A 26,822-nucleotide genomic window follows, 5' to 3' on the forward strand; every position below is an offset into this window, starting at 1 on the left:
TTTGTCGTATTTTGTCTTACAGTACTTCAAAGAACTTTCAACCGGACGTTCCCGGTTATAGCGGCTGTTTTTCAAACCCGTGTCTTGATTTTTTTTCCCGATCGCTTTCGAACGGGTTGCAAAGGTAGCCCCTTTTTTCAAACCTGCAAAATTTTCAGGGAAAAAATTTGTAATATTTTTATCCGTGTTTTGCAGTATTTCAATTTCTCATCCGAAGAACTTTTTCTTCCGATACCCCTCTTTCCGATTGGGTTTGCAAAGGTGCAACTCTTTTCTGAAACTGCCAAATGTGAAGTGAAATTATTTTACAATTTCTTCATTCAAACTTAACTGTCATTACATTATCGTTATCTCTATAGAGTTTTATTGTATATTCAACAATAATGGAGACAATATATCAGAATTTCAATAGAACGTTTAGGGATAAAAAAACTCTTACACCATATATATGATGCAAGAGTCTTTTGTGACCTCGTCAGGATTCAAACCTGAAACCTCTTGAGCCGTAATCAAGTGCTCTATTCAGTTGAGCTACGAGGCCATTCCGTTGAATGGGAATGCAAATGTAGCTAATAAAATCATATCTGCAAACAGTGGAGACAAAGTATTGAGAAAAAAACTTGACTATATATAAGCGTTAAGAATAATTAAGATAAAAACAGACTGTTATCCATGAAGTTTTTCTAATTTAGCCCGCTGAAATTTATTAGACTTCAATTCTTTCATGAAAAGACTAACCTTTATTTTATTTGCCCTTCTTTTGACATCTTCTTCATTATATGCTCAGGAAAGAGCTCGTACCCCTATTGGAGGACGACCTGATGTCAGAGGCGATTTGTTTCTCGATTTTGGTTTTAACGTGCTAAATAACAGACCAAGTGATTTCAACACTCGGTTTTTAGCCTCCCGTACCTTTAATGTATATTATCAGAGACCTTTTAATATAGGAGAAAACACCGGCCTTACTTTCAACCCTGGTATAGGCCTAGGTTTGGAGAAGTTTTCCTTCCAAAGGAACAGAATGCTGATCAATGACCCGGAAAAAGGTCCAAATTCAAGCCAACTAGTTGATATCACCAGCGTATATGGCGAAAACATCAATATAAATGGTCATACCACAGCTGCCAACTATATAGATATCCCTATTGAATTCAGATACCATCTTAATAAGACGGACTATAGCAAGGGATTTAGATTTGCTGTAGGTGCCAAGGTAGGGGTTCTGTTTGATGCCCACTCAAAAGTTTCCTTTGAAACAGAAGAGGGCCTTTCAAGAACTGTAAAAGACAAGCAAAATCTAGGATTCAACCCAATTAGATACGGTGTCTATACAAGAGTTGGTTTTGGAGGATTTAACGTCTGGTCCTATTATGGTCTGAATTCCATTTGGAGAAACAACCAGGGCCCATTGAACACTGAGGCAAATCAGTTTAACTTTGGTATCTCAGTGGCACTGTTTTAACATCCACAAACACATTTAAATAAAAAAGGGAGCGAATAACCGCTCCCTTTTTTATTTACCCTGAAAATTAGGTCTTCTCTTCTCCAAAAAGGCCATCACCCCTTCTCTAAAGTCATGGGAATTGCCTGCCTTCTGCTGATAGACGCTTTCCATTTCCAAAACCTCTTCCAATTTCATCCCATTCGATTCATTTAGCATTTCTTTGATCAAGCCAATCGCATAGGTAGGTGCCGTGGTATAGTAGTTAACCATTTTTTGAACCTCATCATCCAGCTCAAGGGCAGGGACTGACTTATTGACCAAACCCAAGCTCTCGGCTTCTTTTCCGTATACCTTGGCCCCAGTGGTAGCAATTTCAAAAGCTTTGAACGACCCCAATGCTCTAGGCAAAAAGAAAGTGGAGCCCGCATCCATGATTAACCCGATGTTAACAAAAATCTCTGCCAGGTAAGCATCATCTGAACTGATGATCATGTCACATGCCAAAGCCAAAGAACAGCCTGCTCCCGCAGCCACCCCATTAAGCTTACAGATTATGGGTTTGTTGAGTGACCGCATTTTCAGTATGAGTGGATTATAAAAATCTTTGATAATGGACTCAAAAGGAACGTTGCTAAGATCCCCTCCTACCGATTTGAGATCCTGTCCACTGCTGAAAGCCTTGTCAGTACCAGTTAACACGACGCATCGGATGCGATCATCGCTTTCGATGGCTTTAAACGCTTCAAGCAATTCTGAAAGCATTTCTTGATTCAAGGCGTTGTAAACAGTCGGTCTATTAAGCTTTAACTCGACATATTGCTCAAATTCGGAAAATACGATGGTGTTGTAGTTCATATAGATCAGTTGAAAAGGTAGATATAATAGCCTATAAAACATATGGAGAAACCTAGCAGGAAACCTCCGGCCACCTCTGCAGGTTTGTGTGCATTTAAATATAAGCGGGAAGACATTACCGCCCCACAAAGCAAAATAGAAAATATAAGTGGATAAAGCAGCCCTCCTGAATTGTATTTCATATGAAGCACCACTACTATGGCTAGCAATCCTGCAAGCCCGGTAGTGTGCGCACTGATTTTCCAAAATGCTGTTATAATGGTCAAGATAAGGATACAAAGAGTAATCAAGCCTAAGGTATAACCTATCAACTCATCAAAATCCATTCGAAAATAAAAGAAATAAGTGGTTAACCCATAAAAAAGAGTAACCATTGAAAACGGGAATACCCTATCTTCAATGGTTTGCATATGGATGCTTTTGATAGCTTTGGTAAGTCTCATGCCTACCACACTGATGAGTGGAATTACCAATGTAGTAAGGGCTATAAGGTATAAAATTGTACTTTTAGCCTGTAAAGGGACGCTGGTGGCTTCTGGAATCAAATAAAACACACAAGCAAATACCACCGTAGGGACCAGCAAAGGCTGGAATACTACGGATAAAATTAACGCAAGAGTTCTAATCACTATTAAAGTTCTTTTCTTAATCTAGCCACAGGTATTTGCAACTGCTCTCTGTATTTGGCGACGGTTCTTCTTGCGATATTGTAACCTCTTTTGTTCAAAAGTTTGACAAGTTTATCATCTGAAAGCGGCTTTCTTTTATCCTCTTCACTTACCATCTTATTAAGCACACTCTTCACTTCACGGTTACTCACATCCTCGCCACCATCTGTAGCGATTCCTTCAGAGAAGAAATATTTTAAGGGGAACACACCAAATTCCGTTTGGATAGCCTTACTGTTAGCCACCCTAGAAACGGTAGAGATATCCATATCTATCTTTTCCGCAATGTCCTTTAGGATCATAGGCCTCAATTTGGCCTCATCTCCTTCAATGAAAAATTCATTTTGGTAATCCAATATGGCTTGCATGGTTCTTAGCAGAGTTTGTTGTCTCTGCTTGATAGCATCAATAAACCATTTGGCGGCATCAAGTTTTTGTTTGACGAAAGTGACGGTCTCCTTCAGTTTTTTATCCTTCTTATCACTCTTGTCATAGGCATCAAACATTTCCGTATAAGATCTACTCACTCGAAGGTCAGGCGCATTCTTGGAGTTCAGGCTGATCTCGAATTTACCATTGACATTATTTAAGATAAAATCAGGTATAATGTACTGGGTTTTCATTAAACCTTCAGATACCCCTCCTGGCTTGGGATTAAGCCGGGTGATCATCTGGATCACATCTTTGAGTTTCACCTCATCAATGCCACATTTTTTAAGGATTTTATCATAATGCTTTTTGGTAAATTCCTCAAAGCAGTTATTAATCACATTCAATGCATACTGCACGGTTTCATCTTCTGGATGTTCTTTTCGCTCCAGTTGAAGGGTAAGACATTCTTGGAGGCTTCTCGCTGCAATACCGGCAGGGTCAAAGGATTGGATTTTGCGCAATACCTGCTCCACTTCATCAAGGTCTGTTTCCACATTTTGGCTAAATGCCAAATCATTAATAATGGCTTCTAGATCTCGCCTAATGTAACCGTCATTTTCAATACTTCCAATTAATTGCTGACCAATTAATCTCTGGCGTTCGTCAAGCTTCAAAAAATTCAATTGAGAAATTAATTGCTCATGAAGGGAGGTGCCACTGGAGAGGGGAATTTCTCTATCCTCATCGTCGGGGCTGTAATTGCCATCCCCCTGCATTTTATATCCACCGTAATCATCACCCAGATAATCATCCAGATTCAAATCACCATCGTCTTTACTTACTTCATTATCGTAATTATCCTGCATATCGTCATTGGAAGTGTCGTCATCTTTTCCTTCTTCCAATGCAGGGTTAATCTCCAACTCCTCCTCTACCCTGGCTTCCAACTCCGCAGTTGGAACCTGCAACAATTTAATGAACTGTATTTGCTGTGGAGACAGCTTCTGAGATAATATCTGATTTAAATTCAGTTTTTGCATGTGCGTATGCTAATAGAAGTTAATAAAAATTGGTTACTCGATACAGATTATAACAGGGCTCTCAATTCCATATGTAAATTTAGGAAATTACCCCAAAATTTTGATAAAAAGCTTATTATATCGTTTTTTTGCATTCCTTTAATCACAAAGATAATCACTTAATCAGATTTGATTGGACACTTTAAATAAATTACCAAATGGCATTTAACAAGCGCATCAAAATTAAACATCTGCTAGACAGCGGAAAAGTCGGCGAACAGGTAACTCTCATGGGCTGGGTTAGAACCAAGAGAAGCAATAAAAATGTAGCTTTTATCGCTTTGAATGATGGCAGCACCATTCATAATTACCAAGTAGTAGCTGACCCCAATGCCATTTCAGAAGACCTTTTGAAAAAAGTTACCACTGGTGCTTGTATCAAAGTACAAGGTGAAATTGTAGCATCACAAGGATCAGGCCAATCAACAGAATTGACCGTAAATACACTCGAGATACTAGGCGAGGCAGACCCTGAAAAGTACCCTCTGCAGCCCAAAAAGCACAGTATGGAGTTCTTAAGGGAAAATGCACATTTACGCATGAGGACCAATACATTTGGGGCGGTCTTCAGAGTGAGGCACGCCCTGGCTTTTGCAGTCCACAAATATTTCAATGACAAAGGGTTTTTCTATATCCACACTCCAATCATCACTTCTTCGGATGCTGAAGGAGCAGGCGAAACATTTAAAGTGACCACACTGGACCTTAAAAACCCTCCTCTTAATGAAAATGGGGATATCAACTATAAGGAAGACTTCTTTGAAAGAGAGGCAAACCTGACGGTTTCAGGGCAGCTGGAAGGTGAATTAGCCGCCATGGCTTTGTCCGAGATTTACACCTTTGGACCTACTTTCAGAGCTGAGAACTCCAATACCACACGCCACCTGGCTGAGTTCTGGATGATTGAGCCAGAAATGGCCTTCTATGATGCTGAAGACAATCAAGACCTAGCTGAAGATTTCCTCCAATATGTGATTGCGTATGCTCTTGAAAACTGCAAGGAAGATTTGGAATTTCTAGACAAGAGAGCTGCCGAGGAAGAGGCTGCTAAAAAAGCCGATCAAAGGAGTGACATGGGGTTGTTGGAAAGATTACAGTTTGTCACTCAAAACAGTTTTGAAAGAATTACTTATACAGAGGCGATTGAAATTTTGAGAAATTCAAAGCCAAACAAAAAGAAGAAGTTTAGTTACTTAATTGAAGAATGGGGTGCTGATCTTCAGTCGGAGCATGAAAGATTCTTGGTAGAAAAGCATTTCAAAAAGCCGGTAATCCTGACCGATTACCCAAAGGAGATCAAGAGCTTCTACATGAGGCAAAACGAAGACGGAAAAACTGTCGCAGCTATGGACATACTTTTTCCCGGTATAGGGGAAATCGTGGGCGGAAGCCAAAGAGAGGAGCGACTTGATAAGCTTACCCAAAGGATGGATGAATTAGACATACCTCAGAAAGAAATGTGGTGGTACCTGGAAACAAGAAAGTTTGGAGCAACACCACATGCTGGATTCGGACTTGGATTTGAAAGGCTGGTACAATTTGTTACCGGCATGGGAAATATCAGAGATGTGATAGCTTTCCCAAGGACTCCTGGAAACGTTGAGTTTTAAGAATTAAAGGCCACAATTTATATTGTGGCTTATTTTTTGACCTTTTTCAAATTTTTATGAATAAATTCAATAATGGAAAAATTTTTAAAGTTTCTCAAAACTGAAGCTATTGGGGGATTGATCATCCGGTTTTCACTTGCCGGTTTATTGCTATTCGGAGGATTTACTAAGTTTACACTAATCGGTGCAGAAGGTTACAGCCTGCAGGGGGCCATTTTAATGGCCGGCATCGAGACCATCAGCAGCTTTTGCCTGATTTATCATTTCCGCAATCCTTTGATGGGGATAGTAGGTGGCATGCTTGCCCTACTCAGTGTCGTGGTGAGATTCATTTTCACACTTTATTGGATCCGAACCGAGGTATCCAGCATCAATTCCTTTTTTGAATCATTTAATATTATGACACTCATATTCAATAATGGGATGTTTCACATTTTCCTATTGATTGGAGCAGCTGTCTATTGTATTGGCAACAGTTACAAAACCTATATAGCCGAAAGAATCACCAAGCCTTGGCCTCATTAATTGTTTTTGTGGAAACGGAAAGTTTGTTTCTCCTGAGTCTCTCGATCCGTTACACTTAAGAAGTAAGGACCGGGTTGAAGTTGAACGATTTCAAAACGATACAATCCCTTTTCAGGTATTTGTATAAAATAGTTTTGCTTATTGCCAATTAGGCTATAGATCTCAAATTCAAATTTTCGATCCACCGAGTCAGTCTGGAAATAAATGTAATCAGAGGCTGGATTGGGATATACTTTATCAGGTAAGAAAGAATCCCCGCTAGACGATGCGGTAAGATTTGAAGATAAGGTGAAAATTAGAAGTAGGTTAAGGATGTAGATTTTTACCATAGAATATATTTTGCTCTAATGGTACAAAAAACCTACCAAAGGGAATAAAAACCCAATATTTATGACAAACCCAGATTTTTATATGTTTCCGGTATTTTTTCGATCACATCTGAGGCAATAGTCCCTCGTCGCTGGTCTTCACCTGCCAGTTGCCCAGCCAAACCGTGGTGATAAACTCCACACAATGCCGCATTTTCCACAGAATAACCCTGACCTAAGTAGGATGCCACAACACCTGTTAACACATCACCTGTACCGCCCGTAGCCAAAAACTGGGAACCAGTAGGGTTGAAATATTGTATGCCTGCAGGAGTGGTGATCAAACTATGCAATCCTTTTAAAATAAGTACACATCCATAAGTCTGGCTAAACTCCAATGCTTTTTCGATTCTTCCCTCGGGATATTTGACATCATCCCCCACCATTCTTTCAAACTCCTTCAAATGTGGTGTCAAGATCATTTGGCTAGTAATCAACTCCTTCAAATCTTTCCTTTTGGCTATGATATTAAGCGCATCTGCATCAATTACCATTTTACCCTTATAGGACTCCAAAATGTTTTTAAGAGCTTCGGCTGTCTTCTCATCGGTCCCCATACCCGGACCAATAGCAATTGTGTCGAACCTGTCGAGATTCTCTGGAGCCGAATCCAAAATATCATTTCCTGTACAAGTCTCCACCATGACTTCATGAATACTGCTTTGCATAATAGGAAGCCCAAAACCGGGGACAAAGGTAGAAATTAACCCACTTCCAGTTCGAAGGGCAGCTTTGGCCGACAACATAATAGCACCCAATTTCCCCTTCGACCCCCCTACCAACAACACTTTCCCAAAATCACCCTTGTGGCTTGCCTTATGGAAAATTTTATGTCGCTCCAGAATATCTTTTTCTTCCACAAAAAATCTGGAAGATTCATACCCATTAAAATACTTGCCATCAATTCCGATATCTTTCACTACCAAATCCCCAACATAGGCGGCATGTTCCGGAAATAATGCACTAAGTTTAGGCGTTTGAAAAGTAACGGTATAATGGGCCTGAAATGCCTCCCCATCCACCAACTTATCAGATGGCAGACCCGTAGGCATATCCACCGCAATCCTCATAGTTTTTTGGGAATTCAGCTTTTTGACCGCATCAAGATATTTCCCTTCCAAAGGTTTATTCAACCCTATCCCTAGCATGGCATCAATGATCACATGGCAACGGAACCTTTCCCAATCAATATTGGAAAACGGCTTATTCACGATATTGGTAGGTAAAATATTCAGATTGGAGTTATAGTCGGCAGTACCATCTTTGGCATCGCCAAGGGTATAAACACAGACTGGATAACCTTGCCTAGAAAGTAGCCTGGCAATGGCAATCCCGTCTCCCCCATTATTCCCTGTTCCACAAAAAATAGCGATATCTTGTCTCCTGCTGAAGTTCTGCATATACCATTGGCAAAAAGCCTCTGCAGCGGTCTCCATCAATTCAAGAGAAAGTATCCCCTTCTCCTCCAAATAAGATTCTTCAAGGCTTTTGATCTGCCTGGCAGATAAGATTTTTAACATCACGCAAAAAGTTTAGTTATAAAGGCCCCCTCCATAAATCAAAAAATGAACCAAACAAAAAAAAAAGCCGATTTCAACAATCGGCTTTTTTTATGCTAAGATAATATTAATCGCTATTGATCTACTCGACCTACAGCTGCATAAAGAACTCTTCTTGCGTCGACCTCTCTAAGTTCAAACTGAACATCCGAGATTGGACCCATTTTAACTTCTCTATCGGCTTTCATCGAAATAGTAATCTGATCTCTTTCAGCTTCAGATAATTTGTCTCTCTCCTGGTTTACCCAAAGTGCGATATCGTTTGTTCCGATAAGTACATCATTGGCTTGGATTCTTGGTTCAGTACCATATCTACCCGTATCTTTCGGCTTACCGACATATAGGTAGGAGATCAAACTTTTCTTTTCAAGTTTTTGAAGCTGAGTCGCCTGTGGGATTCTCTGCTCAACTAGGATCTCTTGTTCTCTTAGTACGGTGGTCACCATAAAGAAGAACAAAAGCATGAAAATAATATCCGGCAAAGCTGAGGTAGGAATACTTTCCGTTACCTTATTTTTCTTTTTAAACTTTGACATATTAACTTCCTATTTTATCTGGTTCAGCAATGGAGATCGCCATAGGGATTCCTTCCTTACCTCTGTCAATAAGCTCCTTCTCTGCGGCATTTCTACCAGATAGGGCTCTGTACTGATCAGCGGTAATACCTACTCGCTCTGCATAGATTTCAAAATAAGCTCTTTTGGCAATGTCAAGAACTTCAAGATAACGCTCATAGCTAGTACCTCTGTTGGTTTTAATGGAGATTACTGCTCCACCAGCCATTGGGTGATCTGAAGATCTACTGTCTCTTTCAGCTTGATTTCTTAAAGATGCAGGCAAGCTATTGAACAATGCTTGAGCCTCTTCATCCGGCGCTCCGAAATTCAGAAGAAAAGATTTGATTTCGTCTGACAAACCCACGGTGTTCTGTCTTACTTCACCCTCTACCAACAATTGGTCATTGGCATTCACAAGGATGTTGAAGATATTACGCTCGTTAAGTTTAATTTCTGGCGGCGGCTGATTCGGATCCTGCTTAGGAGGAAGGATGTTCAATACACCCTTGTCCGAAGCAATTGTCGTAGTGACCAGGAAGAAGATAAGGAGCAAGAAGGCGATATCCGCCATAGACCCTGCATTCACTTCCTGAGCCATTCTGCCTTTCTTTCTTGCCATTATTTAATGATTTTGTTGATTTCAGTCACTATAATCCCCAAGATTGCGAAGCCGAATAGGAAGTAAACTGTGATCAGAATTCCACCTACCAACTGAGACAATGCCGGAGTCAAGTTAAACGGTGCAGCTGCATATCTTGGTATTACTTCGTTGTCAGCAATGCTGTAAGCAATGAAGAACAATACAAGTAGAGCTACGACACCAATTCCTGTTTTGATTAGACTTCTTGGATTATCGAATGATTTGATCAAAGGCATGACAAGAGCCAATACCGCTCCAACCGCAATCAAAAGATAACCTACATATAAGAAAATATCCGTAGTATCCATATTGATTTGATTCTTAAGTTATTGATAATTTGAATAAGTTACAAGATTAACTAGGATTATCTAGTCAATTTGTACTTTACAAGGATATCTACCAAAGAGATAGAAGCATCCTCCATATCATTAACCAAAGAGTCGATTTTAGCTACGCAATAGTTGTAGAACAACTGAAGGATAATCGCAACGATCAAACCAGCTACTGTAGTCAAAAGGGCGATTTTGATACCACCAGCTACAAGAGATGGAGAGATATCACCAGCTGCCTCAATAGAGTCAAATGCACCGATCATACCGATTACAGTACCCATGAAACCAAGCATTGGAGCCAAAGAGATGAAAAGAGAGATCCAAACAAGACCTTTTTCCAATCTACCCATTTCTACTGAACCGTAAGCGATGATGGATTTTTCAACCATATCGATACCTTCAGAGTATCTCATCAAGCCTTGAGTAAAGATAGAGGCAACAGGACCTTTAGTGTTTCTTGTTACATCTTTAGCAGCTTCGATACCGCCTTGCTCCAAAGCCTCTTCTACTCTTGCCAACAATTTCTTGGTGTTGGTAGTAGAAAGGTTCAAAGTGATGATTCTCTCAAGTGCCACAGCAAGACCCAAGATCAAACAGATCAATACTGGAGTCATGAAAGCAGGGTCACCTTCGATAAATTTGTCTTTGATGATTTGGTGAAATCCTCTTTCTTCTTCGACGATTTCATCATCTGTGATAGCTGGGCTGGTTTCTTCAACTTCAGCTTCTTCTTGTACTACTTCAGTAGTGTCGACTACAGCTGTATCTTGATCAACTGCGTCTTGAGCTTTCGAGATCACCGGATTCATAAGAATGCCGGATAGCATGAACAAAGCGATTAACTTTCTCATAATTTGGTTTTTAATAGACTTTAAATAAAGGTTAAACGGTTTCTAATTGTAATGATTTAATTTTAAAGTTATCATTTTTTCTATTCAAATAGCAAAATTTGCTACCATAAATTTCAAAAATAATATCTATTTCCTCCAGTTTGGATTCCTGTCACAAGCTAAAACATCTTTTCTAATATCTTTAAAGCTTTTTATGTAAAAGGAATCTTGGTCAGTTAAGCGGAGGATTTCATTTATGCTATTCTATCAACTTCAACAATGAAACTGGAATAAAGCTAGAAAACATCATTGGGGATAGGAAGCAGAGAGGAAGGGATTCGAACCCTCGATACCCTTTAGGGGTATACACGCTTTCCAGGCGTGCTCCTTCGACCGCTCGGACACCTCTCTGTGTTATTGATCTGCAATCGTGGCAACAAATAAATATATTAATTTGCCCCTATGCAACATTTTTTGAGCTTAATTATTGAAAAAAATGCCTTTAAACCGATTTAGACATTTTACACTAGAATACCTCCCTGATGATCAAGCCCTTAAACAAGCCCGCTATTCTTTGAAAATTCTACCGGTTTTCTTGCCTAATTACTCGTTAACGACATTTCGCCTGCCAGCGGCGTAACCAGCTTCCGACGGATTTCCTTTTCACTGGACTCATTTCCCAATAGGTACATCATTTTGGTCACTGCCGCCTCTGTGGTAATATCCCCTCCACTCAGTACACCCACCCTTTTGAGGTCCTTACTTGTCTCATACCTCCCTTGGATCACACGGCCGCCATTGCATTGGGAAACATTGAAAATGTGGATACCTTTGTCCATGGCCTTTTCAAGGGATTTGATAAACCAATTCTCGCTCGGGCTATTGCCTGAACCATAGGTTTCCAGAATCACCCCTCTCAGCCCCTCTATGTTAAAACAGCTATCCAATACTTTTTGGGTAATGCCTGGGAAAAGCTTTATAACCATAACATTGTTATCCATTTTACTGCTGTAGGTTAGACTCCCCCCTTCTTCAAAGGGTCGAATCGCCGCAAAGTTATAGTCAATCACGATCCCGGACTCGGCAAGGGCTGGATAGTTTTCTGATTCAAAGGCATCAAAGTGGACGCTCTGTACTTTTTTGGACCGGTTGCCCCTGAGCAACATGTGATTAAAGTACAGGCAAACTTCTGGCACTATTGGGTTGCCATTGGCTTTTGATGTGGCAATCTCCAAACTCGTCATCAGGTTTTCCCTGGCATCGGACCGCATGGCAGAGATAGGCAGCTGGGCACCTGTGAATATCACAGGCTTGCGAAGACCTTTTAGCATATAGCTAAGCATAGATGCCGAGTACGCCATGGTATCTGTTCCGTGAAGTACCACAAACCCATCATAAGAGTCGTAGTTTTCATATATAATATAGGCCATGTCCACCCAATGCTGCATGTTCACATTGGAGCTATCAATAGGCTCCGGGAAGGATATCACGGTGATGGCGATATTCATATGGGTGAGCGTAGGGATTTTTTCCAGGATCTGCCCAAAATTAAACGGAACCAAGGCTCCGCTTTCGTCATAGGCCATTCCCAAGGTGCCTCCCGTATATATAATCAGTACGGAGGATTCTATATCGCTTTTGGCTGCAGTATTGAGCCTTACTATCTTATAGTTCATGATTTGATGGGGCTAAAGAGTTTTTCAGTGTTTTTGGTGGTCACTTCAGCTACTTTTTCAAGCGTGTTTTCAGTAAGATCACCTACCCGCTGGGCAATTATGGGAATATATTCGGGCGAATTGCGTTTGCCCCTATACGGAACAGGCGCCAAATACGGCCCATCGGTTTCCAAAATTAAATGCTCTAAGCCAACCTCAGGCAAAACAGCATCCAGCCCCCCATTCTTGAAAGTAGCCACCCCCCCTATGCCCAACAAAAAACCCATGTCCAGGATTTCTTTGGCCTGCTGGAGGTTTCCTGAAAAACAATGGAAGACTCCTTTTAGCCCATCTTTGAACTCCTCCTTCACCACTTGGATCGTCTGGTCAATTGAGTCCCTGCAATGCAGAATTATGGGATAACCTTTCTCAATGGCCCACCTGATTTGAATTCTCAAAGCTTCTTTCTGATGTTCAAAAAATGTTTTGTCCCAATATAAATCCAACCCGATTTCGCCCACTGCGGCAAAAGGGCGCTTTTTAAGCCAATCCTCCATCACATAAAGCTGCTTATCAAAATCCTTATCCACATCACAGGGGTGCAGGCCCATAGTAGGAATGCACACATCAGGATATTTGTGTTCGGCCTCCAACATGGCATCGATGCTTTCCACATCAATGTTCGGCATATAGATTTTATTTACGCCTTTTTCCAAGCAGCTCGCAATGATTGCGTCCCGGTCATCATCGTACTTTTTGGAATAAATATGGGCGTGGGAATCAACTAGGTACATATAGGTTTATTTTGGGTGATAGACTGGATAGGTTCTCCCCTTCCAGTTTATTTTTGCAGGCCAAAAATAGTACACTATTGTTGACCATGAAATGAATAAATAATAAAATTCAAATAGCAGCAAGTTCCCAACGGCCAAATGCCTTTGCGTCTTTCCGGCAAAATGCCTTAGAAATAAGGATTGGATAAATATTTTCATTGCCCAAATACCAACTCCCAGCAGCGGATTGAGCCATGTTAAAAAAATGATGGAAGGAAAAAACAGCACTTGAAGCGCTAGTAAAACTTTCCAAATTAAAGTCAACCCCATTGCCCCACGCATCCAGCGCTTCCGTTGTCTTAAAAGCCCCCAATAATCCGCAACCGGCTTGGTTTCCAATAAGCTATTTTGAGAAACCTGATGTATACTTCGGTATCCCAACTGGGACACCGCCTTGGCCAACTCAAAATCTTCCGTTACGGAAAAAGGCAGTTTCTCAAACCCTCCCAATTTTTCATATAAGGACTTTTTGATCAGCATGTTATTGCCCATGGAGGTCACCTTGGTATTTAAGTCAGCAAATACCTTCACCATTCCCAATGTCAGCCACCAATCCATGGCCTGAAGTTTGCCAAATAACTGCCTTCCCTCCACTGCTGTAATACCTGTCACCAAAGACGCGTCAGCTTGCACCGCCGCGCCTACCATCTCCTTGGCCCATCCTGCTCCCACTTTGCAATCAGCATCGGTAAAAAGCAAATACTCCCCATCCGCCAGTTTTGCCATCTGATTCAGGGCATTTGCTTTTCCGGTCATGGTGGAATTGGCTGGGGCTTCATTTATATTTAGAAATAAACAATGACTTTGGGTAGACTGCCACGTTTTCATCAATTCCTCCGTGTGGTCTTCCGATCCATCATTACCCAAAATAACCTGAAGATTTTCTGAAGGATAATCCAATTGCTCCAATGCCTCTAGACATGCCTTAATATTGTCCTCCTCATTTCTGGCAGGGATCAGCACCGTTATGTTTGGCCAGCTTGCTGGGGTCTTCCCAAAATAATCTTTGAAATTAAATACCATGCAAAGGTACAGCACTAAATCTTGGACAAGTAAAAAAAATACGATCACCTGGGCACCCCACATCATAAGCGATCAAATTCAAACCCTTTATCGCTCAATCGATAAAGCACCTGTTCTAAAATATACGGGGCTTTTTTTACCGTCTTTTCCTGATCATGAAATACCAATACGCTACCGTTTTGGGAGTATTTGACGGTCTTGAGAATACTATTTTCCACAGAAAGACTGGGCGAGTAATCACCCGAAAGCACATCCCACATCACTATTTCATGAAATTGGCCAACTGCCTTCCACTGCCCCTTCTTAATTTTACCGTAAGGAGGACGGAAAAACCTGATTTCCTGCCCCAACACATCTTCCAACACGGCTTTGCCTTGGCGGACGTTTTTCAAATACTTGGGAGTAGTGCACCAGAGCCCGTTGAGGTGGTTATAAGTGTGGTTACCTATTGTATGCCCCTGCGACAGGACCTCCCGTGCCAAAGCTGGATTCTTGTCCACATTATCCCCCACCATGAAAAAAGTTGCCTTGGCCTCAAACTTGTCCAAAACCTCCAAAACGGCATCAGTAGCCTGGGGCACAGGCCCATCATCAAAGGTCAGGTAGATCTTCTGGGTATTTTCATTCTTCCGCCAGATAAATTGGGGAAATGCTTTCTGCAATCTTCGGGGCACCTTGTGAATAAACATGCCGAATGAAATCATTATTTAAACCTCAAACTCATCAAGGTGATATCATCTTGTCGGTTCTTGCCATTTGAAAAATTCTGAAGATGATCAAAAAACTGCTCATGGAATAAAACCGGATCCATGCAAAGATTTTCTCTCACATATTCTCCAAACCGCTCATCACCGTACTCCTCATCCTCATCATTGAAGGTCTCCGTAAGACCATCTGTGTATAAATGCAGGGTAAAGCCCTTGAGGTTCTCTCTTTTTCCAACGGTAAGAAAGGGCAGTTCTTCAAAAGCTCCCAAAATAGTAGTACCTGCCTCCAATTGCTCACTTCGGCTTTCGCCTTCCCAGCAGAGAAGAGGCGGATTATGGCCCGCGTTCACATAAGTGAGTTCTTGTGTCTTGTAATTATAATATCCCAAAAAGAAGGTGATAAACCGCTCCCCTTTGGTGTTTTCAAAAATCGTATAATTCAACTGGTGGACGATCATTTCCAAATCTGAGCTACTTCTCAGTAAAGTCCGAAGTGCTGCTTGGAAATTGGACATCAAAAGTGCTGCAGGCATACCCTTACCGCTCACGTCGGCTATACAGAAAAAGACCTCATCTTCTGATTTTTTGACAAAATCATAATAATCGCCACCCACCGTACTGTGCGGCACATAAGTAACCTTGGCCTTCAGTCTATCTGTTTCAGGTAATGATGCGGGAAAAAGCATGCGCTGCACATTGCTAGCGATCTCAATTTCTTTTTTCAATCTTTCCTGTTCCAGCTGCTTTCTTGCAAAACGCTTGTTTTCCAGGGCCACCACCAAAATATTGGTTAGAGCCTGGGTATAATCCATATCCAATTCTCCTCCCTTCCTTTTGAGAAGAAGAATTGCCAGCATTTTATCTTTGTGGTATACTGGAATATAAAAATCCAATTCCGAGAAAGAATACTCTTTCGGCATCACCAAACTTAACTTCCCCATCTCCTTGTTATCCTCTACATCCTTATAGGGGATGAGTTCGGGGATTTTCTCCTTCACCCCATGAGCCACCCTAGATTCAAAACCATCTTGGTTGGCTACATAAAGCACCAAGGATTTAATATTAAGATGTACGAGGGTGGTGAACTTGTAGATATTCAGCAGGACTGACTCAGACTTATTTTCATTAATAGCCTGGGTAATTTCCAACAGAGCTTTGAGTTCAAGCTCTTTTCTTTGAAATTTTACCGTTTCAGCAGTCAGTTCCATAAAAATGTTATTCTCTGGTATTGTGGTACATTAGGCCTTTTTTGGTAGCCAGATAGTAGTAATCACGACCGGCCTTTAAGATATCCGCCTTGTCAAAGATTTCACTGTCAGGCTCGGTCATGCATTTGATATAACCTTTCCCGTAAAGTTTCTGCAAGATAGCCAAAAGCTGTTCATCATCCCAACCCATGGCCTCCTTTAAATAGGCATACGATTGAACAAAATACAGCTCATCCATAAGGTCAAACTCAGCTTCAGACATGTTGTTTTTCATCTTTTACATGGGAAATTATTCTTCTCCCTTTCCAATATAGTGTAGTAAATAAAACCTTCCAAACAATCAGGAGGGTATAGACCGGATGAAATGCGCTTGCTATCAGCAGGGTGGCTTTGGGTAGGTAAGGCAGGTAGTGATTAAGCACCCTTCCTAAATAATAGCAATCAGCCAAGCCTTTGAATATCCAAATTACGAAAAAATATCTTGAATATTCAGACTTTGAGAAAAGTAAAGAAAAAGAAACCAGCAATATGGCAGAAAAAACAGCCCAAATCATTGGTGGCAATTTTTCTCCCCACGTCTTGCCGACCCCCCATTTGCTGGCCCACCTGGCCCGCTGATTCAGTAAGCCCCCCAGGGATGGGACCGGATTGGTTCTTACCAAAAACTCCTTCTCAGGCTTCCAGCAAATGGCCTCAGCACCGTATTTTTCAGTGATTTTTTTCAATAAAAACTCATCATCTCCACTTAGATAATTTTCATTACCTTCGTACCCCCCCACCTCTTGAAATACGCTTTTCCTATAGCCCATATTTGCAGCACTGCACATGATGGGCCTGCTTTCCGAAAAGCCATAGTTGGTCACCATCAAAATACTGCACCATTCGCCAAGTTCAAACCGCCCAAGCAAGCCCTTGGAGTCGCAAGACAAAACTGGCCCGCAAACCATTTTGACTAGGGGATTCTGAAATTGAGCAGTCATTCTCTCTGCCCAACCTTTTGGTAATTGGCAATCTGCATCCGTAACCAAAATAATCTCGTTACTAGCCAATGTAACGCCTAAGCTAACAGCTGCCTTCTTACCAACACCCTCACTTTTCAAAACCCTCCAGTTGGCAAGTTTTCGCCTTTTTATCTCATCTAGGATAAATTCGGGACCACCGTCGATACTTCCATCGTCGACAAACAAAACCTCGCTTGGGTCATTTTGCTCCAAGCTTTGCAGCAATGCAGGTAGGTTTGACCATTCATCGCGAATTGGGATGATGAGGGTTTGCTTTTGCCTAGCAGCCACATCATTCAATTTTGTTGATGGTTTTGGCCACCTGGAAGCCAATAAGGCCAGAATTATTATATAAATACAGATTAAGGCAAAATAAGAGGCAAGCATGAATTAAAAAATAAGGTTGACCTGATCCGGGTTTGGAATAGATAAAAACATGCATTTATGAAGCGACATCATAGGAATTGCATTAAATTGCGACAATGGCCAAATTAGCGAAATTAAAACCGAAAGAAAAAATCATCCTAGGCATAGATCCCGGCACCAATGTAATGGGTTATGGATTGCTATTGGTTGAAGGAAATAGCTATAAGATTTTGCAGTATGGGGTTATTCACCTGAAGAAGTACGGCACCCATGAACTGAAGCTAAAAAAGATATTTGAGCGGATAACAGGGATCATTGATGAGTTTAATCCTGACACGGTGGCACTAGAAGCACCCTTTTTTGGCCAGAACGTACAGTCTATGTTAAAACTGGGCCGGGCTCAGGGTGTGGCGATGGCCGCGGCCTTGGCCAGGGACATCCCTATCACGGAATATTCCCCTAAAAAAGTAAAGCAATCCGTCACCGGCAATGGTAATGCTTCCAAAGAACAGGTGGCCCAAATGCTGCAAACGCTTCTGAAGATCGAGGAGTTGCCCAAGTTGCTCGACGCCACCGATGCCTTGGGCGTAGCCCTCTGCCACCACTTCCACGAAGGCCGCCTCCAATCCCGCGGCCGCACCGCCGGCTGGAAGTCGTTCCTGGAGGAAAACCCGGATCGAGTGAAGTAAAGGGACGCAGAGTTTCGCGGAGTTTTTAATGGAGTTACGCAGAGTCTGTTCTTCCCCAATAAACTCACTTACTTTTTGAAACCCTTCTAATGCCTGTTTTTAAGCTATCGACTTGGAAATTCAACAATAACCCAACTTTGCACCCCGTCAACTTCAAATAAGTCAAAACCTGAGCAACATGGACTTCTGTTAATTTCTCAACTGCTTTAACCTCCACAATCACCTTCCCCTCAACTTGCAAATCTAGACGGTAACCATGTTGCAACTCAAGTTTTTTGTAGGTTAAAGGCAAAATCTTCTGCTGCTCCACTGTCAACCCCTGCTCAATCAACTCATATGCAAGACACTTCTCATATGTGCTTTCTAAAAGTCCAGGACCTAACTCTGAGTGCACTCTAAAAGCGCAAAACAGAATCTTTTCTGTGATTTTATCAATTTCCATTATATCTGCTTTTAAAAAATTGTAGGTTAAAAAAGACTCCGGGCCCACTCTGTGATAAAAAAATCCGTGAAGGAGCTCTGTGAAACTCTTGGCTGAACTCAGCGAAACTCTCCGTCCCTTTAAACAGCTCCCTTAATCCGCTCAGCAATCTCCGCCAACTCCTCTTGGTCGAGCTTTAGCTTGGGGCGGGTGAAGTTGATGTCGTCCATGGTGCGGAGGGGGACTAGGTGGATGTGGACGTGGGGGACCTCAAGACCGATCACGGCGACACCCACACGGGTACACTTGATGGACTTGTCTATAGCTTTGGCCACCTTTTTGGCAAAGACATTGAGCCCGGCCAGCATGTCGTCTTCCAGATCAAAGATATAATCAACCTCCTGCTTGGGGACCACGAGTACATGGCCTCTTACGAGCGGCTGGATGTCCAAAAATGCGATGTAGTTTTCATCCTCAGCTACAATATGGCCGGGGATCTCTCTGTTTATGATTTTGGTGAATATAGATGCCATAGTTTTTCACAAAAAAATCCCGATTGGGACACAACCGGGATAGGATTTTTAATAATTGATTTCCAATACCTCAAATTCAACCACACCGGCAGGCGCGTTGATCTGGGCGATTTCCCCAACCTTTTTTCCCATCAGGCCTTTTCCAAAAGGAGAAGCCAGTGAGATTTTATTAGCTTTTAGGTCAGCTTCTTCTTCCGACACAAGCGTGTAGGTTACAGTCATACCATTTTTGACATTCTTTATTTTGACAGTGCTCAAGATGCCGACCTTGGAAGTATCCATTTTCGAATTGTCCAATACCCGGGCATTTCCTACTACTTCCTCGAGCTTGGAGATTTTTAGCTCCAAAAGCCCCTGGGCATCTTTGGCGGCATCATACTCCGCATTTTCACTCAAGTCACCCTTGTCGCGGGCCTCGGCGATCTGCTTGGCGATATCCTGCCTGCCTTTGGTCTTCAACTCGTGAAGTTCATCCTTGAGCTTTTTCAAGCCTTCTTCAGTGTAGTATTGTATTTTTCCCATGTCTTTATTTAAGTTACTATGGCTATGAAAAACAAAAAGAACGGTCTCATTGCTGAAACCGCCTTTCCCTAAATTTCTTATTTTTTGTATTACAAAGGTATGGTATTAGTAACGTATAAGCAATTTTAAGGTTTAAAAAGAAATATATGCCTTCTCAGGCCCTTATCAAATCCTGAATGACCGGCTGCAGCGCCGCCCGGTCCATCTTGTCCTCGCTCTTTCGGATACCTTTAAACCAAAGCATCAATTTATGAATAAAACTCAGTTTTTGAAAATCTATTTTACCAGGCAGTTTATGATAACCGTTCAAGCCCTCCCTGATCTCCCGCGGAATAAGCATGTAAGCCTGCTTGGATTCCTCTGAACCAGGCTCAGCGCTTCCCACCACCAGTAGGTAGGTTTGCTTTTCGAGCAGCTCACCCCAATGATGCACCATGAAATCCATCGCTCCGACTTTCCCTATATAAATGGAGCTCACTATCACGATCTGTCCGAAATCCCGCAGCCCTGTAGCATCAAAACCCCGAAGATCCCGTATCTCTCCCCTACCTAGGTCCTCCCTTAGCCATTCTGCATAAAGCTTTGAGCTTCCGTATTTGGTATGGTATAAAATTAATGGCTGCATAAATGCTAAAAATAATAAGGTTAGCTCAATTTACGATTTTAGAAAGAAAAATTCAAATTCACCAAAACCTGCCTGGGCCGCAGCATGAAACTTTGCTCTCGGATCATAAAGGAGTCCGCAGTAAAGGTCCCGAAATTATTGTTATCGAGAATATTTTGAGCATGCAGGCTCACATCCCACTTGCTTTGGGGGATCCTATATCTATAACGCAAATCCAAAAAACCAGTCAAATCCTTGTTCTCTCCAAGCCTGTTGTCATAAACTTCCATTATGACACTCAATAAATGGTTTTCAACAGGAAAGACATCAAGCTCGGCAGTCTGCTTTAATTGTTGTATGCGCCCTAAGCTATTTTCCCCCACAGTGGAATTGATAAAATTAAAATTTGCCTTATACGAAAGATTGACGACAGACTTTGGATTGATATGTAGCTCTAACCCAGGCCCGACTACCTGATAGGCTACCACGGCAAGATCACCATTGATAATCTGTTCTCTTGTGCGGTGTTGAAAAAGTCCCGTGAGGATAATGTTGGTAAATAACAAAGGCATGTACTTACTACTCCGAAGGTTTAAGGAATGAGTCTCACCACTGTTTTGCAAATCCAAAGTGCGGTAGACAATCTCCCCAGAGGCCCCCACCTGATTTTCCGTGATGGTATTGAAATCCATAAATGCATAAGTGTAGTTAAAGTTAGCGAAAAATGAATTTATGGGATCTCTATAGTTTAAATGGTAGGCCAGACTATGATCCACTACTTCAGGAACGGCTGTAGCCTGCTGTCGGAAAGTTCTAAAATTCCGTAGGATAAAACCATAATGCAAATCCTGAACACCCTTGAAGTCATTTTTCCTTTTAAGCCTCACTACCGAATTCCACTTTCCGGTAAAATCATATTTCATAAAAAGCTGGGGCTCGAAGATCATCCTTCCCATCTGAAGGCCCTGATGGGCTACTGGATCCTTCACCTGAACATTGAGATAGCTCATCGGGATATCAAATGAAAAGTTAAATGACTCCTGCTTCAGGGTAAATTTCGATTTGAGGTAAGTCCTGACCTGTTGATAGCTAATATCATTTACGTATGGAAAGGGCTGCACCGCCTCTTCGCTTCCCTCCCTAGTACTCAAACTGCTTTCCATCACATCCAGCTGGTATAACAGGCCCGCATTTCCACTATAGGTCCAGCCTTTTCCCAAACCTTTGGTCAGGCCTATGGAATTATTGAGGAAGAAAGTTTGGGATTCAAGATTTTGAACCAGCCTTTCAAATGAAACGCCCTCTGTCAATTGCTGCTCAAAGCCTCCAGGGGAAATCGACAGACTTTGGTTTGCCCGTCTAAAGGTGACGTCAGATCTGACGTCCACAAGTTGTCTTCCCACAGGTTTTAGGGTGTGAAACTTATTGGAAATAGACACCAATGGGAGGTTGGCTTTTTGGTTTCGCTTAATTTCATTTAAATGGGTCAGTCCTAATTCCACATTATTTTGGACATTTAATTGAAGTCTATTTTTTATATAGCCTTTCTTTTCATTTTTGATCCAGGACAGTTCAGCCTCCAGATCCCTTCTCACGTACCGGTTATGATGATCCTCTTGGATACTAACAGTATCCATAGGAAGGAAGAATGCCGTACGGACTTGACCGTTCTGCCGCTGACTGTCATGCAAATAAGAGACATTCGTCCTGAACTCTATCTTGTTTGCATTACGTTTAAGCACATTGGCAGAAAACAGATGGCTTTCATTGAATAGGAACCTTTCTTTATGAAGATTTGGAACAAACAGGTCAGGGATCCCAAACCAAGGCTTAAAACCAGCTAGACTTCCCACGTTTTCCTTCAAATCATCCAAAGTCAATACTTCCAATTCCTCAGCGATATCCTTACCGGAATTGTTGGATTGCACCGTATTGATCATTTGCAGGTTATTTCGGAACACCATGGGGCTGAATTTACCCTCCCACAATAGAGGGGAGGCCCCTACTCCCACATCCCCTGTCCCTACCCATACATTTTTTCTCTTCAGTTTTAAGTTTAAAGACGCCCTATCAGAAAATACCAGACTGTCAAGCACCCGCAAAGGTTGATGGTTCTCCAGCACCTGCACAGACTCTACGGCATCTGCAGGCAGGTTTTTGTTAGCAAGATTATATTTCCCCTCCAGCAGGTCCATTCCATCTATGTAGAACTTGTGAATACCCCTTCCTTCATACAATATCCTTCCATTATCCAGCACTTCAATTCCTGGAAGCCGTTTCAGGATATCGGCTATCACCCGGTCATTTGGTGTAGCAAATCCTTCTACGGAATAACTAATCGTGTCATTTTTTGCGGTGATAGGATTTTTAATAGATTTCAGGGTGAATTCAGGAATTTCCTGCATAGCTTCCTCTACTTCTACCAAAATCTGTTGGGACACATTGGAAACCACCATCTGATACTCTTGAATCGTTAAAGATCTAAATTCAATTAAAAGACTATCTGACTCCGATTGTATCTGAATTAAAAATTGCCCCTTATCATTAGTCACCCCAAAAGTCATGGTGTTTTTGCCTTCAGGATCCTTAACTAAAACATTGACACCAAATACAGGTATATTTTGTTGTTTGTATAAGACCTTTCCCGATAAAATTGCCTGTCCATAAATTTGTGGTATGAACCCTAAGATAAAAATTACAGATATAATAACGGTTCTTATAATCATATTATTAAACAATCAGGGTGAACCCGGTCTAAATATCTATATTGATTTTTCTTTCACTTTTTAGTAATTAAAAAAATTACTCAGCGTGGACCCCTATTATTAACTCATAAAATCACTAAAAACAGAATACTTCGTCGCAACTAATTTATGGTCTTACTATCTGTCTTAAATTTTAGATATTAATTTTGTTAGAATTTTTTAGCCAAGAATCTATTTACTCTAAAACTTTTTTCATAACTTAATTTACTTCAATAAAATTACTCTTTCTCCGGAACCTCTCATCAACCTGCCTAGCAAGTTCAATATCTCGAACCTCCATATTTGATTGTGATAATTTCTGAGAAGCCTGTAAATGAAACTCCTTTCTTAATCTTAAAAATTGTTTTTCTGAGGCAACAATTGGTTTTTTAACTAAATAAGGTTCTAAGGAAGACTTAATCCCTTTCTTAATCTTGTAAAGATTAAAGGCATAATGTCCTTGAGAATCTTTAACCTCAATAACTAACCCTGGCAAACCTCCAAAAACATATGGTCCATCATTTAAAGGTAAATCTTCTGAAAACCACGCCTCCCATACCCTACCACCATAGAGAGCCTTGGCTTTCTGAACAGTAAAACCCATTAAGGTTTTCTTATCTCCAGTTATTTCCCACTCCAAACCAGACATATCCTTTTCATATACGTAATGGTCAGGTATAATTTTATCATAAACCTTTATCGACCTTGTATTTTTAACTATTTGAAAATCAAAATTAGAATTTGGATATTGTTTTTTTAATTCAAAAAATTCTTTTGGAGTAGTCCCACTAGATGAATGTGCTTGAATTAATGAGTCTTGCAAATATTTATTATAACTTTTAAACAATGATTGCTGTTCTCCTACCAAAAGCACCATAAATTCTGTTTTCGGGCTTTCCATACTCAAGGTATCATCAACATAAACCAACTGATAATAAACAGCCATATTTGATGAAGAAAGAGTCGGCTCCACAGCAAAATAAGCTAACAATAAATGAATTATAAATGTAAACATCATAAAAACCTTCAATTATGGTGAAAACCTAACAGCACAGAGTGCTGCTAGGTTAAATAGCAAAATTTATGGAGCTGGATCTATTGATGAATCTCCTCCACAGCCAAGAATTTGCTCCCACTCACCGTGTTGCTCATTCATCTCCTCTAAAGTATCACCGCAGACCATGACATTTACACCACAAGCTGTCGCATCCACACAGGATTGAAACTCATCTTCATAAGAAGAAGCATAAGTTAAGCCGATACCCAAAAATAAACAAAGGTAAAACATGATTGACTTTTTCATTTTTTTAAAGAATTATATGGTTAAAATTATTAAAGGCTAAAAAGCGGCCACCTATAACCTATGCCCAAGAAAGAAAGAAAGAAAGAAAGAAAGAAAGAAAGAAGCAAACATTTCGTTAAAAAAAATTAAAATTAGTTTAAATAAAAAGGTACAATTATTACTTACCCTCTGAATGATAATCATAACAAACTATCCCCAAAACCCAAAAAACACCGAATTTAAACGTTCATCCCCATCTTACCATAATATTCCAAAATCACTCTATTGAGATGACTCCCTAAAAGTACCTAATTGCTTGTCAATTCAAATGACACAGATCAGTCCGCTGTCCCCTTACCGCCCGTCCTTCTTCCATGCAATCCCATAACCCTCCCTCTAATTAATGATGCTTCCAACCAGGGGGCAGAAAGGCGAAAATAAATTCTAAAGCATTTCTTCTCTGCGACGAGGCTCTGTGAAACTCCTTTTAAACCTCTATCTTAACTCTGTGTACCCTTTCTCTTTTTTTACCAAGCTATCCCATAATCCTCCCCGTGGTTGCTGCTGCCTCCCCAGAAGGTGCCGTGCTTCCAGTCAAACCATATTGCGTTGATTGGCCCGCTGGTCCTTTCCTGGAAATCCATCTTGTAGCCCCGCTTCTTTAGCTCGTTCCTTACCCATGGAGGTGTTTGGGTGCTGAGGGTAATGGCTCCAGGTTTGCTTTCATGTGCGCCGAAGGAGGACTGCATCTGGTAACTGTTGATGTTGGCAGCCTCGGCGGCTTCCTGTACAGTCATGTCAAACTCCACCACGTTGAGGAAAAACTGCAACAGGTTCTGGTCCTGCGTATCGCCACCCTGAACGGCAAAGGACAAAAACGGCCTGCCGTCCTTTAAGGCCATGCTTGGCGTAAGGGTCACCCGTGGACGCTTGCCAGGCTCCAGCACATTAAAAGGATTCAGCTTCTCGTCCAGCACAAAGCTCTGCATCCTCTGGCTCAAGCCTATGCCGGTCTCACCGGCGATGACAGCCGGCACCCAGCCCCCACTCGGCGTGATGGAAACTACCCAACCCTCTGCATCGGCTGCCTGTACGGTAGTCGTGCCTAATAGGAATTCTTCCAAAAACGGATCTTCTAATCCCGAAATGGGATTTTCTGGCTCGAAATAACTCAATGCATCTTTTCTTTTTTCCAATAAGTCCTTAAATGGATTGGTTCCACCTTGGAAAGGATAAGGATCACCTGGCCCAATATCCTCCACATTTCTTTCCTGAATCAGTTTGGCTCTTTCTTTGGCATATTGCTTTGAAAGAAGCCCCTCCATAGGGCTAGCCTGTCCAAAATCAGGGTCTCCATAATAAAAATCCCTATCGGCAAAAGCCAGGCTCATGGTCTGATAGATTGTGTTAATATAATTGGCGGAGTTGTAACCCATTTTCTTTAGGTCAAAATTCTCCAGAATATTTAATGACTGCAGTAAAGCCGGCCCTTGCGTCCACTCTCTCAATTTGAAAACATCAATACCTTTGTAATTCACATGCAGAGGATCCTCGATTTTGACCTGCCAGTTGGCCAGGTCTTCCATCTCGAACAATCCTCCCTGCTCCTTCACGCTTCGCACGATTTCCTCTGCAATGTCGCCGGTATAAAACCTATCATAGGCCAACTGCAGGGCTTCCTTGCGGCTCTTGCCTTCAGACAAGGCCTTTTGCTCCGTATCTACCAGTTTTTTGAGTGTATTGTAAAGGTCTTCCTGCACGAATATTTCCCCGGCATGCGGCGCCTCCCGCTCCTCTCCCATATGCGGAAGAAAAACCGCTTTGGAATAAGGCCATTCCTTTACCTTATCCTTGTTGGACTCGATCTGGTTGGCCGTTTGCGCCTCGATGGGGTAGCCTTGGGCCATCTGCATGGCTGGTTCTAAAACATCCTTAAGGCTCAACGTCCCATATTCCGCCAGCATGGTGATTATTCCTCCAAAGGTTCCGGGCGTGGTTGCCGCCAATGGGCCAAAGGCAGGCGGATACTCCATGTCGTTATCCTTGAAATAATCAACCGTTGCTCCGGAAGGAGCCACACCAAGGGCATTGATACCGAATACCTTTTTCTGGCCCGGATGGTAGATCAGCGCCTGGGTCTCCCCTCCCCAGCTGAGCACATCCCACATCGTGCAGGTCGCCGCCAGCATGGCACAGGCCGCATCCACGGCGTTACCCCCCTTCTGGAAGGTCATGGCCCCAGCGGTGGCTGCCAAAGGTTTGCCCGTGATGGCCACCCAGTTTTTACCGTGCAAAACCGGCTTTTGGGTGGTTTGGGCTAATACATTTTGAGAAACAAAAATTAAGAGTGCAGCTAAAATTTTCTTCATAATCCTATTTTAGGAAAGGTGATTGA

At 41.8% G+C, this 26,822-nt stretch carries 28 protein-coding genes and 2 tRNA genes; 4 read left to right on the plus strand and 26 right to left on the minus strand.

Annotated elements, in window-relative coordinates; genetic code table 11:
• Positions 1 to 467 precede the first annotated feature (467 nt).
• A tRNA-Arg gene (locus KIH41_RS08365) sits at positions 468 to 541 on the minus strand.
• A gap of 183 nt (positions 542 to 724) precedes the next feature.
• On the opposite strand from KIH41_RS08365, the gene KIH41_RS08370 reads away from it, so the two are divergent.
• Positions 725 to 1,462 carry a porin family protein gene (locus KIH41_RS08370; RefSeq protein ID WP_213944970.1) on the plus strand — a complete coding sequence of 246 codons (738 nt, stop codon included), beginning with the start codon at positions 725 to 727 and terminating at the stop codon, positions 1,460 to 1,462.
• Between the two features lie 51 nt (positions 1,463 to 1,513).
• Here KIH41_RS08370 and KIH41_RS08375 read toward each other — a convergent pair whose 3' ends face one another.
• The 3 genes from KIH41_RS08375 to rpoN are packed head-to-tail and all read right to left on the minus strand — an operon-like array spanning position 1,514 to position 4,379.
• On the minus strand, positions 1,514 to 2,299 hold the full coding sequence (locus tag KIH41_RS08375) for an enoyl-CoA hydratase-related protein (RefSeq protein ID WP_213944969.1): 786 nt from the start codon (positions 2,297 to 2,299) through the stop codon (positions 1,514 to 1,516).
• A 5-nt stretch (positions 2,300 to 2,304) separates the two neighbouring features.
• Entirely contained in the window at positions 2,305 to 2,928 is a 624-nt protein-coding gene (locus KIH41_RS08380; RefSeq protein ID WP_213944968.1) for a phosphatase PAP2 family protein, read from the minus strand.
• A 2-nt stretch (positions 2,929 to 2,930) separates the two neighbouring features.
• On the minus strand, positions 2,931 to 4,379 hold the full coding sequence (gene rpoN, locus KIH41_RS08385) for an RNA polymerase factor sigma-54 (protein WP_213944967.1): 1,449 nt from the start codon (positions 4,377 to 4,379) through the stop codon (positions 2,931 to 2,933).
• A gap of 197 nt (positions 4,380 to 4,576) precedes the next feature.
• Here rpoN and asnS point away from each other — a divergent pair, with 197 nt between their 5' ends.
• Positions 4,577 to 6,028 (plus strand): asparagine--tRNA ligase, encoded by a 1,452-nt coding sequence (asnS, locus tag KIH41_RS08390; RefSeq protein WP_213944966.1) that lies wholly within the window; start codon positions 4,577 to 4,579, stop codon positions 6,026 to 6,028.
• Between the two features lie 72 nt (positions 6,029 to 6,100).
• A complete protein-coding gene (locus tag KIH41_RS08395) occupies positions 6,101 to 6,553 on the plus strand; it encodes a hypothetical protein (RefSeq protein WP_213944965.1) in 453 nt (150 codons plus the stop codon).
• Here KIH41_RS08395 and KIH41_RS18315 read toward each other — a convergent pair.
• From KIH41_RS18315 to KIH41_RS08465, 14 genes are all read right to left on the minus strand, one after another.
• Positions 6,550 to 6,882, minus strand: a complete 333-nt coding sequence (locus KIH41_RS18315; RefSeq protein WP_213944964.1) for a T9SS type A sorting domain-containing protein — start codon at positions 6,880 to 6,882, stop codon at positions 6,550 to 6,552. The genes KIH41_RS08395 and KIH41_RS18315 overlap by 4 nt on opposite strands.
• Positions 6,883 to 6,941: 59 nt before the next feature.
• Positions 6,942 to 8,441, minus strand: coding sequence for an NAD(P)H-hydrate dehydratase (locus tag KIH41_RS08405; protein ID WP_214162138.1), 1,500 nt, complete (start codon positions 8,439 to 8,441; stop codon positions 6,942 to 6,944).
• Between the two features lie 113 nt (positions 8,442 to 8,554).
• Positions 8,555 to 9,016, minus strand: coding sequence for an ExbD/TolR family protein (locus KIH41_RS08410; protein WP_213944962.1), 462 nt, complete (start codon positions 9,014 to 9,016; stop codon positions 8,555 to 8,557).
• Position 9,017: 1 nt separating this feature from the next.
• Positions 9,018 to 9,656, minus strand: coding sequence for an ExbD/TolR family protein (locus KIH41_RS08415; protein WP_213944961.1), 639 nt, complete (start codon positions 9,654 to 9,656; stop codon positions 9,018 to 9,020).
• Positions 9,656 to 9,985 carry a hypothetical protein gene (locus KIH41_RS08420; RefSeq protein WP_213944960.1) on the minus strand — a complete coding sequence of 110 codons (330 nt, stop codon included), beginning with the start codon at positions 9,983 to 9,985 and terminating at the stop codon, positions 9,656 to 9,658. The genes KIH41_RS08415 and KIH41_RS08420 overlap by 1 nt, the downstream gene beginning before the upstream one ends.
• 56 nt (positions 9,986 to 10,041) lie before the next feature.
• Positions 10,042 to 10,860: a MotA/TolQ/ExbB proton channel family protein gene (locus tag KIH41_RS08425; RefSeq protein ID WP_213944959.1), complete on the minus strand. Its 819-nt coding sequence runs from the start codon at positions 10,858 to 10,860 to the stop codon at positions 10,042 to 10,044.
• 302 nt (positions 10,861 to 11,162) lie between these two features.
• Positions 11,163 to 11,250, minus strand: a tRNA-Ser gene (locus tag KIH41_RS08430).
• A 188-nt stretch (positions 11,251 to 11,438) separates the two neighbouring features.
• The gene (locus KIH41_RS08435) at positions 11,439 to 12,515 is read right to left on the minus strand and encodes an asparaginase (RefSeq protein WP_213944958.1); all 1,077 of its coding nucleotides are present in this window, start codon (positions 12,513 to 12,515) and stop codon (positions 11,439 to 11,441) included.
• Positions 12,512 to 13,288 carry a TatD family hydrolase gene (locus KIH41_RS08440; RefSeq protein WP_213944957.1) on the minus strand — a complete coding sequence of 259 codons (777 nt, stop codon included), beginning with the start codon at positions 13,286 to 13,288 and terminating at the stop codon, positions 12,512 to 12,514. The genes KIH41_RS08435 and KIH41_RS08440 overlap by 4 nt, the downstream gene beginning before the upstream one ends.
• A 6-nt stretch (positions 13,289 to 13,294) precedes the next feature.
• Positions 13,295 to 14,416: a glycosyltransferase gene (locus KIH41_RS08445; protein ID WP_214162139.1), complete on the minus strand. Its 1,122-nt coding sequence runs from the start codon at positions 14,414 to 14,416 to the stop codon at positions 13,295 to 13,297.
• The gene (locus tag KIH41_RS08450) at positions 14,413 to 15,054 is read right to left on the minus strand and encodes a polysaccharide deacetylase family protein (RefSeq protein WP_246535337.1); all 642 of its coding nucleotides are present in this window, start codon (positions 15,052 to 15,054) and stop codon (positions 14,413 to 14,415) included. Before KIH41_RS08450 ends, KIH41_RS08445 begins: the two co-directional genes overlap by 4 nt.
• A complete protein-coding gene (locus tag KIH41_RS08455) occupies positions 15,054 to 16,259 on the minus strand; it encodes a PP2C family protein-serine/threonine phosphatase (protein WP_213944991.1) in 1,206 nt (401 codons plus the stop codon). The genes KIH41_RS08450 and KIH41_RS08455 overlap by 1 nt, the downstream gene beginning before the upstream one ends.
• A 13-nt stretch (positions 16,260 to 16,272) precedes the next feature.
• Complete coding sequence (locus KIH41_RS08460) at positions 16,273 to 16,539, minus strand: hypothetical protein (protein WP_317194932.1); 267 nt, start codon at positions 16,537 to 16,539, stop codon at positions 16,273 to 16,275.
• Positions 16,520 to 17,557: a glycosyltransferase gene (locus KIH41_RS08465; protein WP_214162140.1), complete on the minus strand. Its 1,038-nt coding sequence runs from the start codon at positions 17,555 to 17,557 to the stop codon at positions 16,520 to 16,522. Before KIH41_RS08465 ends, KIH41_RS08460 begins: the two co-directional genes overlap by 20 nt.
• Before the next feature lie 191 nt (positions 17,558 to 17,748).
• On the opposite strand from KIH41_RS08465, the gene ruvC reads away from it, so the two are divergent.
• A complete protein-coding gene (gene ruvC, locus KIH41_RS08470; protein ID WP_213944954.1) occupies positions 17,749 to 18,321 on the plus strand; it encodes a crossover junction endodeoxyribonuclease RuvC in 573 nt (190 codons plus the stop codon).
• 64 nt (positions 18,322 to 18,385) lie between these two features.
• Here ruvC and KIH41_RS08475 read toward each other — a convergent pair whose 3' ends face one another.
• From KIH41_RS08475 to KIH41_RS08510, 8 genes are all read right to left on the minus strand, one after another.
• Positions 18,386 to 18,763 carry a GxxExxY protein gene (locus KIH41_RS08475; RefSeq protein ID WP_214162141.1) on the minus strand — a complete coding sequence of 126 codons (378 nt, stop codon included), beginning with the start codon at positions 18,761 to 18,763 and terminating at the stop codon, positions 18,386 to 18,388.
• A gap of 119 nt (positions 18,764 to 18,882) precedes the next feature.
• Positions 18,883 to 19,275 carry an HIT family protein gene (locus KIH41_RS08480; RefSeq protein ID WP_214162142.1) on the minus strand — a complete coding sequence of 131 codons (393 nt, stop codon included), beginning with the start codon at positions 19,273 to 19,275 and terminating at the stop codon, positions 18,883 to 18,885.
• A 48-nt stretch (positions 19,276 to 19,323) separates the two neighbouring features.
• Positions 19,324 to 19,797 (minus strand): transcription elongation factor GreA, encoded by a 474-nt coding sequence (greA, locus tag KIH41_RS08485; protein ID WP_213944951.1) that lies wholly within the window; start codon positions 19,795 to 19,797, stop codon positions 19,324 to 19,326.
• Positions 19,798 to 19,951: 154 nt separating this feature from the next.
• Positions 19,952 to 20,422 carry a flavodoxin domain-containing protein gene (locus KIH41_RS08490; RefSeq protein WP_214162143.1) on the minus strand — a complete coding sequence of 157 codons (471 nt, stop codon included), beginning with the start codon at positions 20,420 to 20,422 and terminating at the stop codon, positions 19,952 to 19,954.
• Positions 20,423 to 20,460: 38 nt separating this feature from the next.
• A complete protein-coding gene (locus tag KIH41_RS08495; protein ID WP_214162144.1) occupies positions 20,461 to 23,127 on the minus strand; it encodes a peptidase associated/transthyretin-like domain-containing protein in 2,667 nt (888 codons plus the stop codon).
• A 238-nt stretch (positions 23,128 to 23,365) separates the two neighbouring features.
• Positions 23,366 to 24,163, minus strand: a complete 798-nt coding sequence (locus KIH41_RS08500; RefSeq protein WP_213944948.1) for a GLPGLI family protein — start codon at positions 24,161 to 24,163, stop codon at positions 23,366 to 23,368.
• A 63-nt stretch (positions 24,164 to 24,226) separates the two neighbouring features.
• The gene (locus tag KIH41_RS08505; RefSeq protein WP_213944947.1) at positions 24,227 to 24,448 is read right to left on the minus strand and encodes a hypothetical protein; all 222 of its coding nucleotides are present in this window, start codon (positions 24,446 to 24,448) and stop codon (positions 24,227 to 24,229) included.
• Positions 24,449 to 24,954: 506 nt separating this feature from the next.
• The gene (locus tag KIH41_RS08510; protein WP_214162145.1) at positions 24,955 to 26,796 is read right to left on the minus strand and encodes a gamma-glutamyltransferase family protein; all 1,842 of its coding nucleotides are present in this window, start codon (positions 26,794 to 26,796) and stop codon (positions 24,955 to 24,957) included.
• Positions 26,797 to 26,822 lie beyond the last annotated feature (26 nt).

It is taken from the genome of Litoribacter ruber (assembly GCF_018500185.1).
GTDB lineage: Bacteria > Bacteroidota > Bacteroidia > Cytophagales > Cyclobacteriaceae > Litoribacter > Litoribacter ruber.

Excerpts from the sequence above, each read along its gene's own strand:
- KIH41_RS08370 (WP_213944970.1), top strand. The coding sequence starts at position 725 with ATGAAAAGACTAACCTTTATTTTATTTGCCCTTCTTTTGACATCTTCT.
- KIH41_RS08375 (WP_213944969.1), bottom strand. The coding sequence starts at position 2,299 with ATGAACTACAACACCATCGTATTTTCCGAATTTGAGCAATATGTCGAG.
- rpoN (WP_213944967.1), bottom strand. The coding sequence starts at position 4,379 with ATGCAAAAACTGAATTTAAATCAGATATTATCTCAGAAGCTGTCTCCA.
- asnS (WP_213944966.1), top strand. The coding sequence starts at position 4,577 with ATGGCATTTAACAAGCGCATCAAAATTAAACATCTGCTAGACAGCGGA.
- KIH41_RS08395 (WP_213944965.1), top strand. The coding sequence starts at position 6,101 with ATGGAAAAATTTTTAAAGTTTCTCAAAACTGAAGCTATTGGGGGATTG.
- KIH41_RS18315 (WP_213944964.1), bottom strand. The coding sequence starts at position 6,882 with ATGGTAAAAATCTACATCCTTAACCTACTTCTAATTTTCACCTTATCT.
- KIH41_RS08405 (WP_214162138.1), bottom strand. The coding sequence starts at position 8,441 with ATGTTAAAAATCTTATCTGCCAGGCAGATCAAAAGCCTTGAAGAATCT.
- KIH41_RS08410 (WP_213944962.1), bottom strand. The coding sequence starts at position 9,016 with ATGTCAAAGTTTAAAAAGAAAAATAAGGTAACGGAAAGTATTCCTACC.
- KIH41_RS08415 (WP_213944961.1), bottom strand. The coding sequence starts at position 9,656 with ATGGCAAGAAAGAAAGGCAGAATGGCTCAGGAAGTGAATGCAGGGTCT.
- KIH41_RS08420 (WP_213944960.1), bottom strand. The coding sequence starts at position 9,985 with ATGGATACTACGGATATTTTCTTATATGTAGGTTATCTTTTGATTGCG.
- KIH41_RS08425 (WP_213944959.1), bottom strand. The coding sequence starts at position 10,860 with ATGAGAAAGTTAATCGCTTTGTTCATGCTATCCGGCATTCTTATGAAT.
- KIH41_RS08435 (WP_213944958.1), bottom strand. The coding sequence starts at position 12,515 with ATGAACTATAAGATAGTAAGGCTCAATACTGCAGCCAAAAGCGATATA.
- KIH41_RS08440 (WP_213944957.1), bottom strand. The coding sequence starts at position 13,288 with ATGTACCTAGTTGATTCCCACGCCCATATTTATTCCAAAAAGTACGAT.
- KIH41_RS08445 (WP_214162139.1), bottom strand. The coding sequence starts at position 14,416 with ATGATGTGGGGTGCCCAGGTGATCGTATTTTTTTTACTTGTCCAAGAT.
- KIH41_RS08450 (WP_246535337.1), bottom strand. The coding sequence starts at position 15,054 with ATGATTTCATTCGGCATGTTTATTCACAAGGTGCCCCGAAGATTGCAG.
- KIH41_RS08460 (WP_317194932.1), bottom strand. The coding sequence starts at position 16,539 with ATGAAAAACAACATGTCTGAAGCTGAGTTTGACCTTATGGATGAGCTG.
- ruvC (WP_213944954.1), top strand. The coding sequence starts at position 17,749 with ATGGCCAAATTAGCGAAATTAAAACCGAAAGAAAAAATCATCCTAGGC.
- KIH41_RS08475 (WP_214162141.1), bottom strand. The coding sequence starts at position 18,763 with ATGGAAATTGATAAAATCACAGAAAAGATTCTGTTTTGCGCTTTTAGA.
- KIH41_RS08480 (WP_214162142.1), bottom strand. The coding sequence starts at position 19,275 with ATGGCATCTATATTCACCAAAATCATAAACAGAGAGATCCCCGGCCAT.
- greA (WP_213944951.1), bottom strand. The coding sequence starts at position 19,797 with ATGGGAAAAATACAATACTACACTGAAGAAGGCTTGAAAAAGCTCAAG.
- KIH41_RS08490 (WP_214162143.1), bottom strand. The coding sequence starts at position 20,422 with ATGCAGCCATTAATTTTATACCATACCAAATACGGAAGCTCAAAGCTT.
- KIH41_RS08495 (WP_214162144.1), bottom strand. The coding sequence starts at position 23,127 with ATGATTATAAGAACCGTTATTATATCTGTAATTTTTATCTTAGGGTTC.
- KIH41_RS08500 (WP_213944948.1), bottom strand. The coding sequence starts at position 24,163 with ATGATGTTTACATTTATAATTCATTTATTGTTAGCTTATTTTGCTGTG.
- KIH41_RS08505 (WP_213944947.1), bottom strand. The coding sequence starts at position 24,448 with ATGAAAAAGTCAATCATGTTTTACCTTTGTTTATTTTTGGGTATCGGC.
- KIH41_RS08510 (WP_214162145.1), bottom strand. The coding sequence starts at position 26,796 with ATGAAGAAAATTTTAGCTGCACTCTTAATTTTTGTTTCTCAAAATGTA.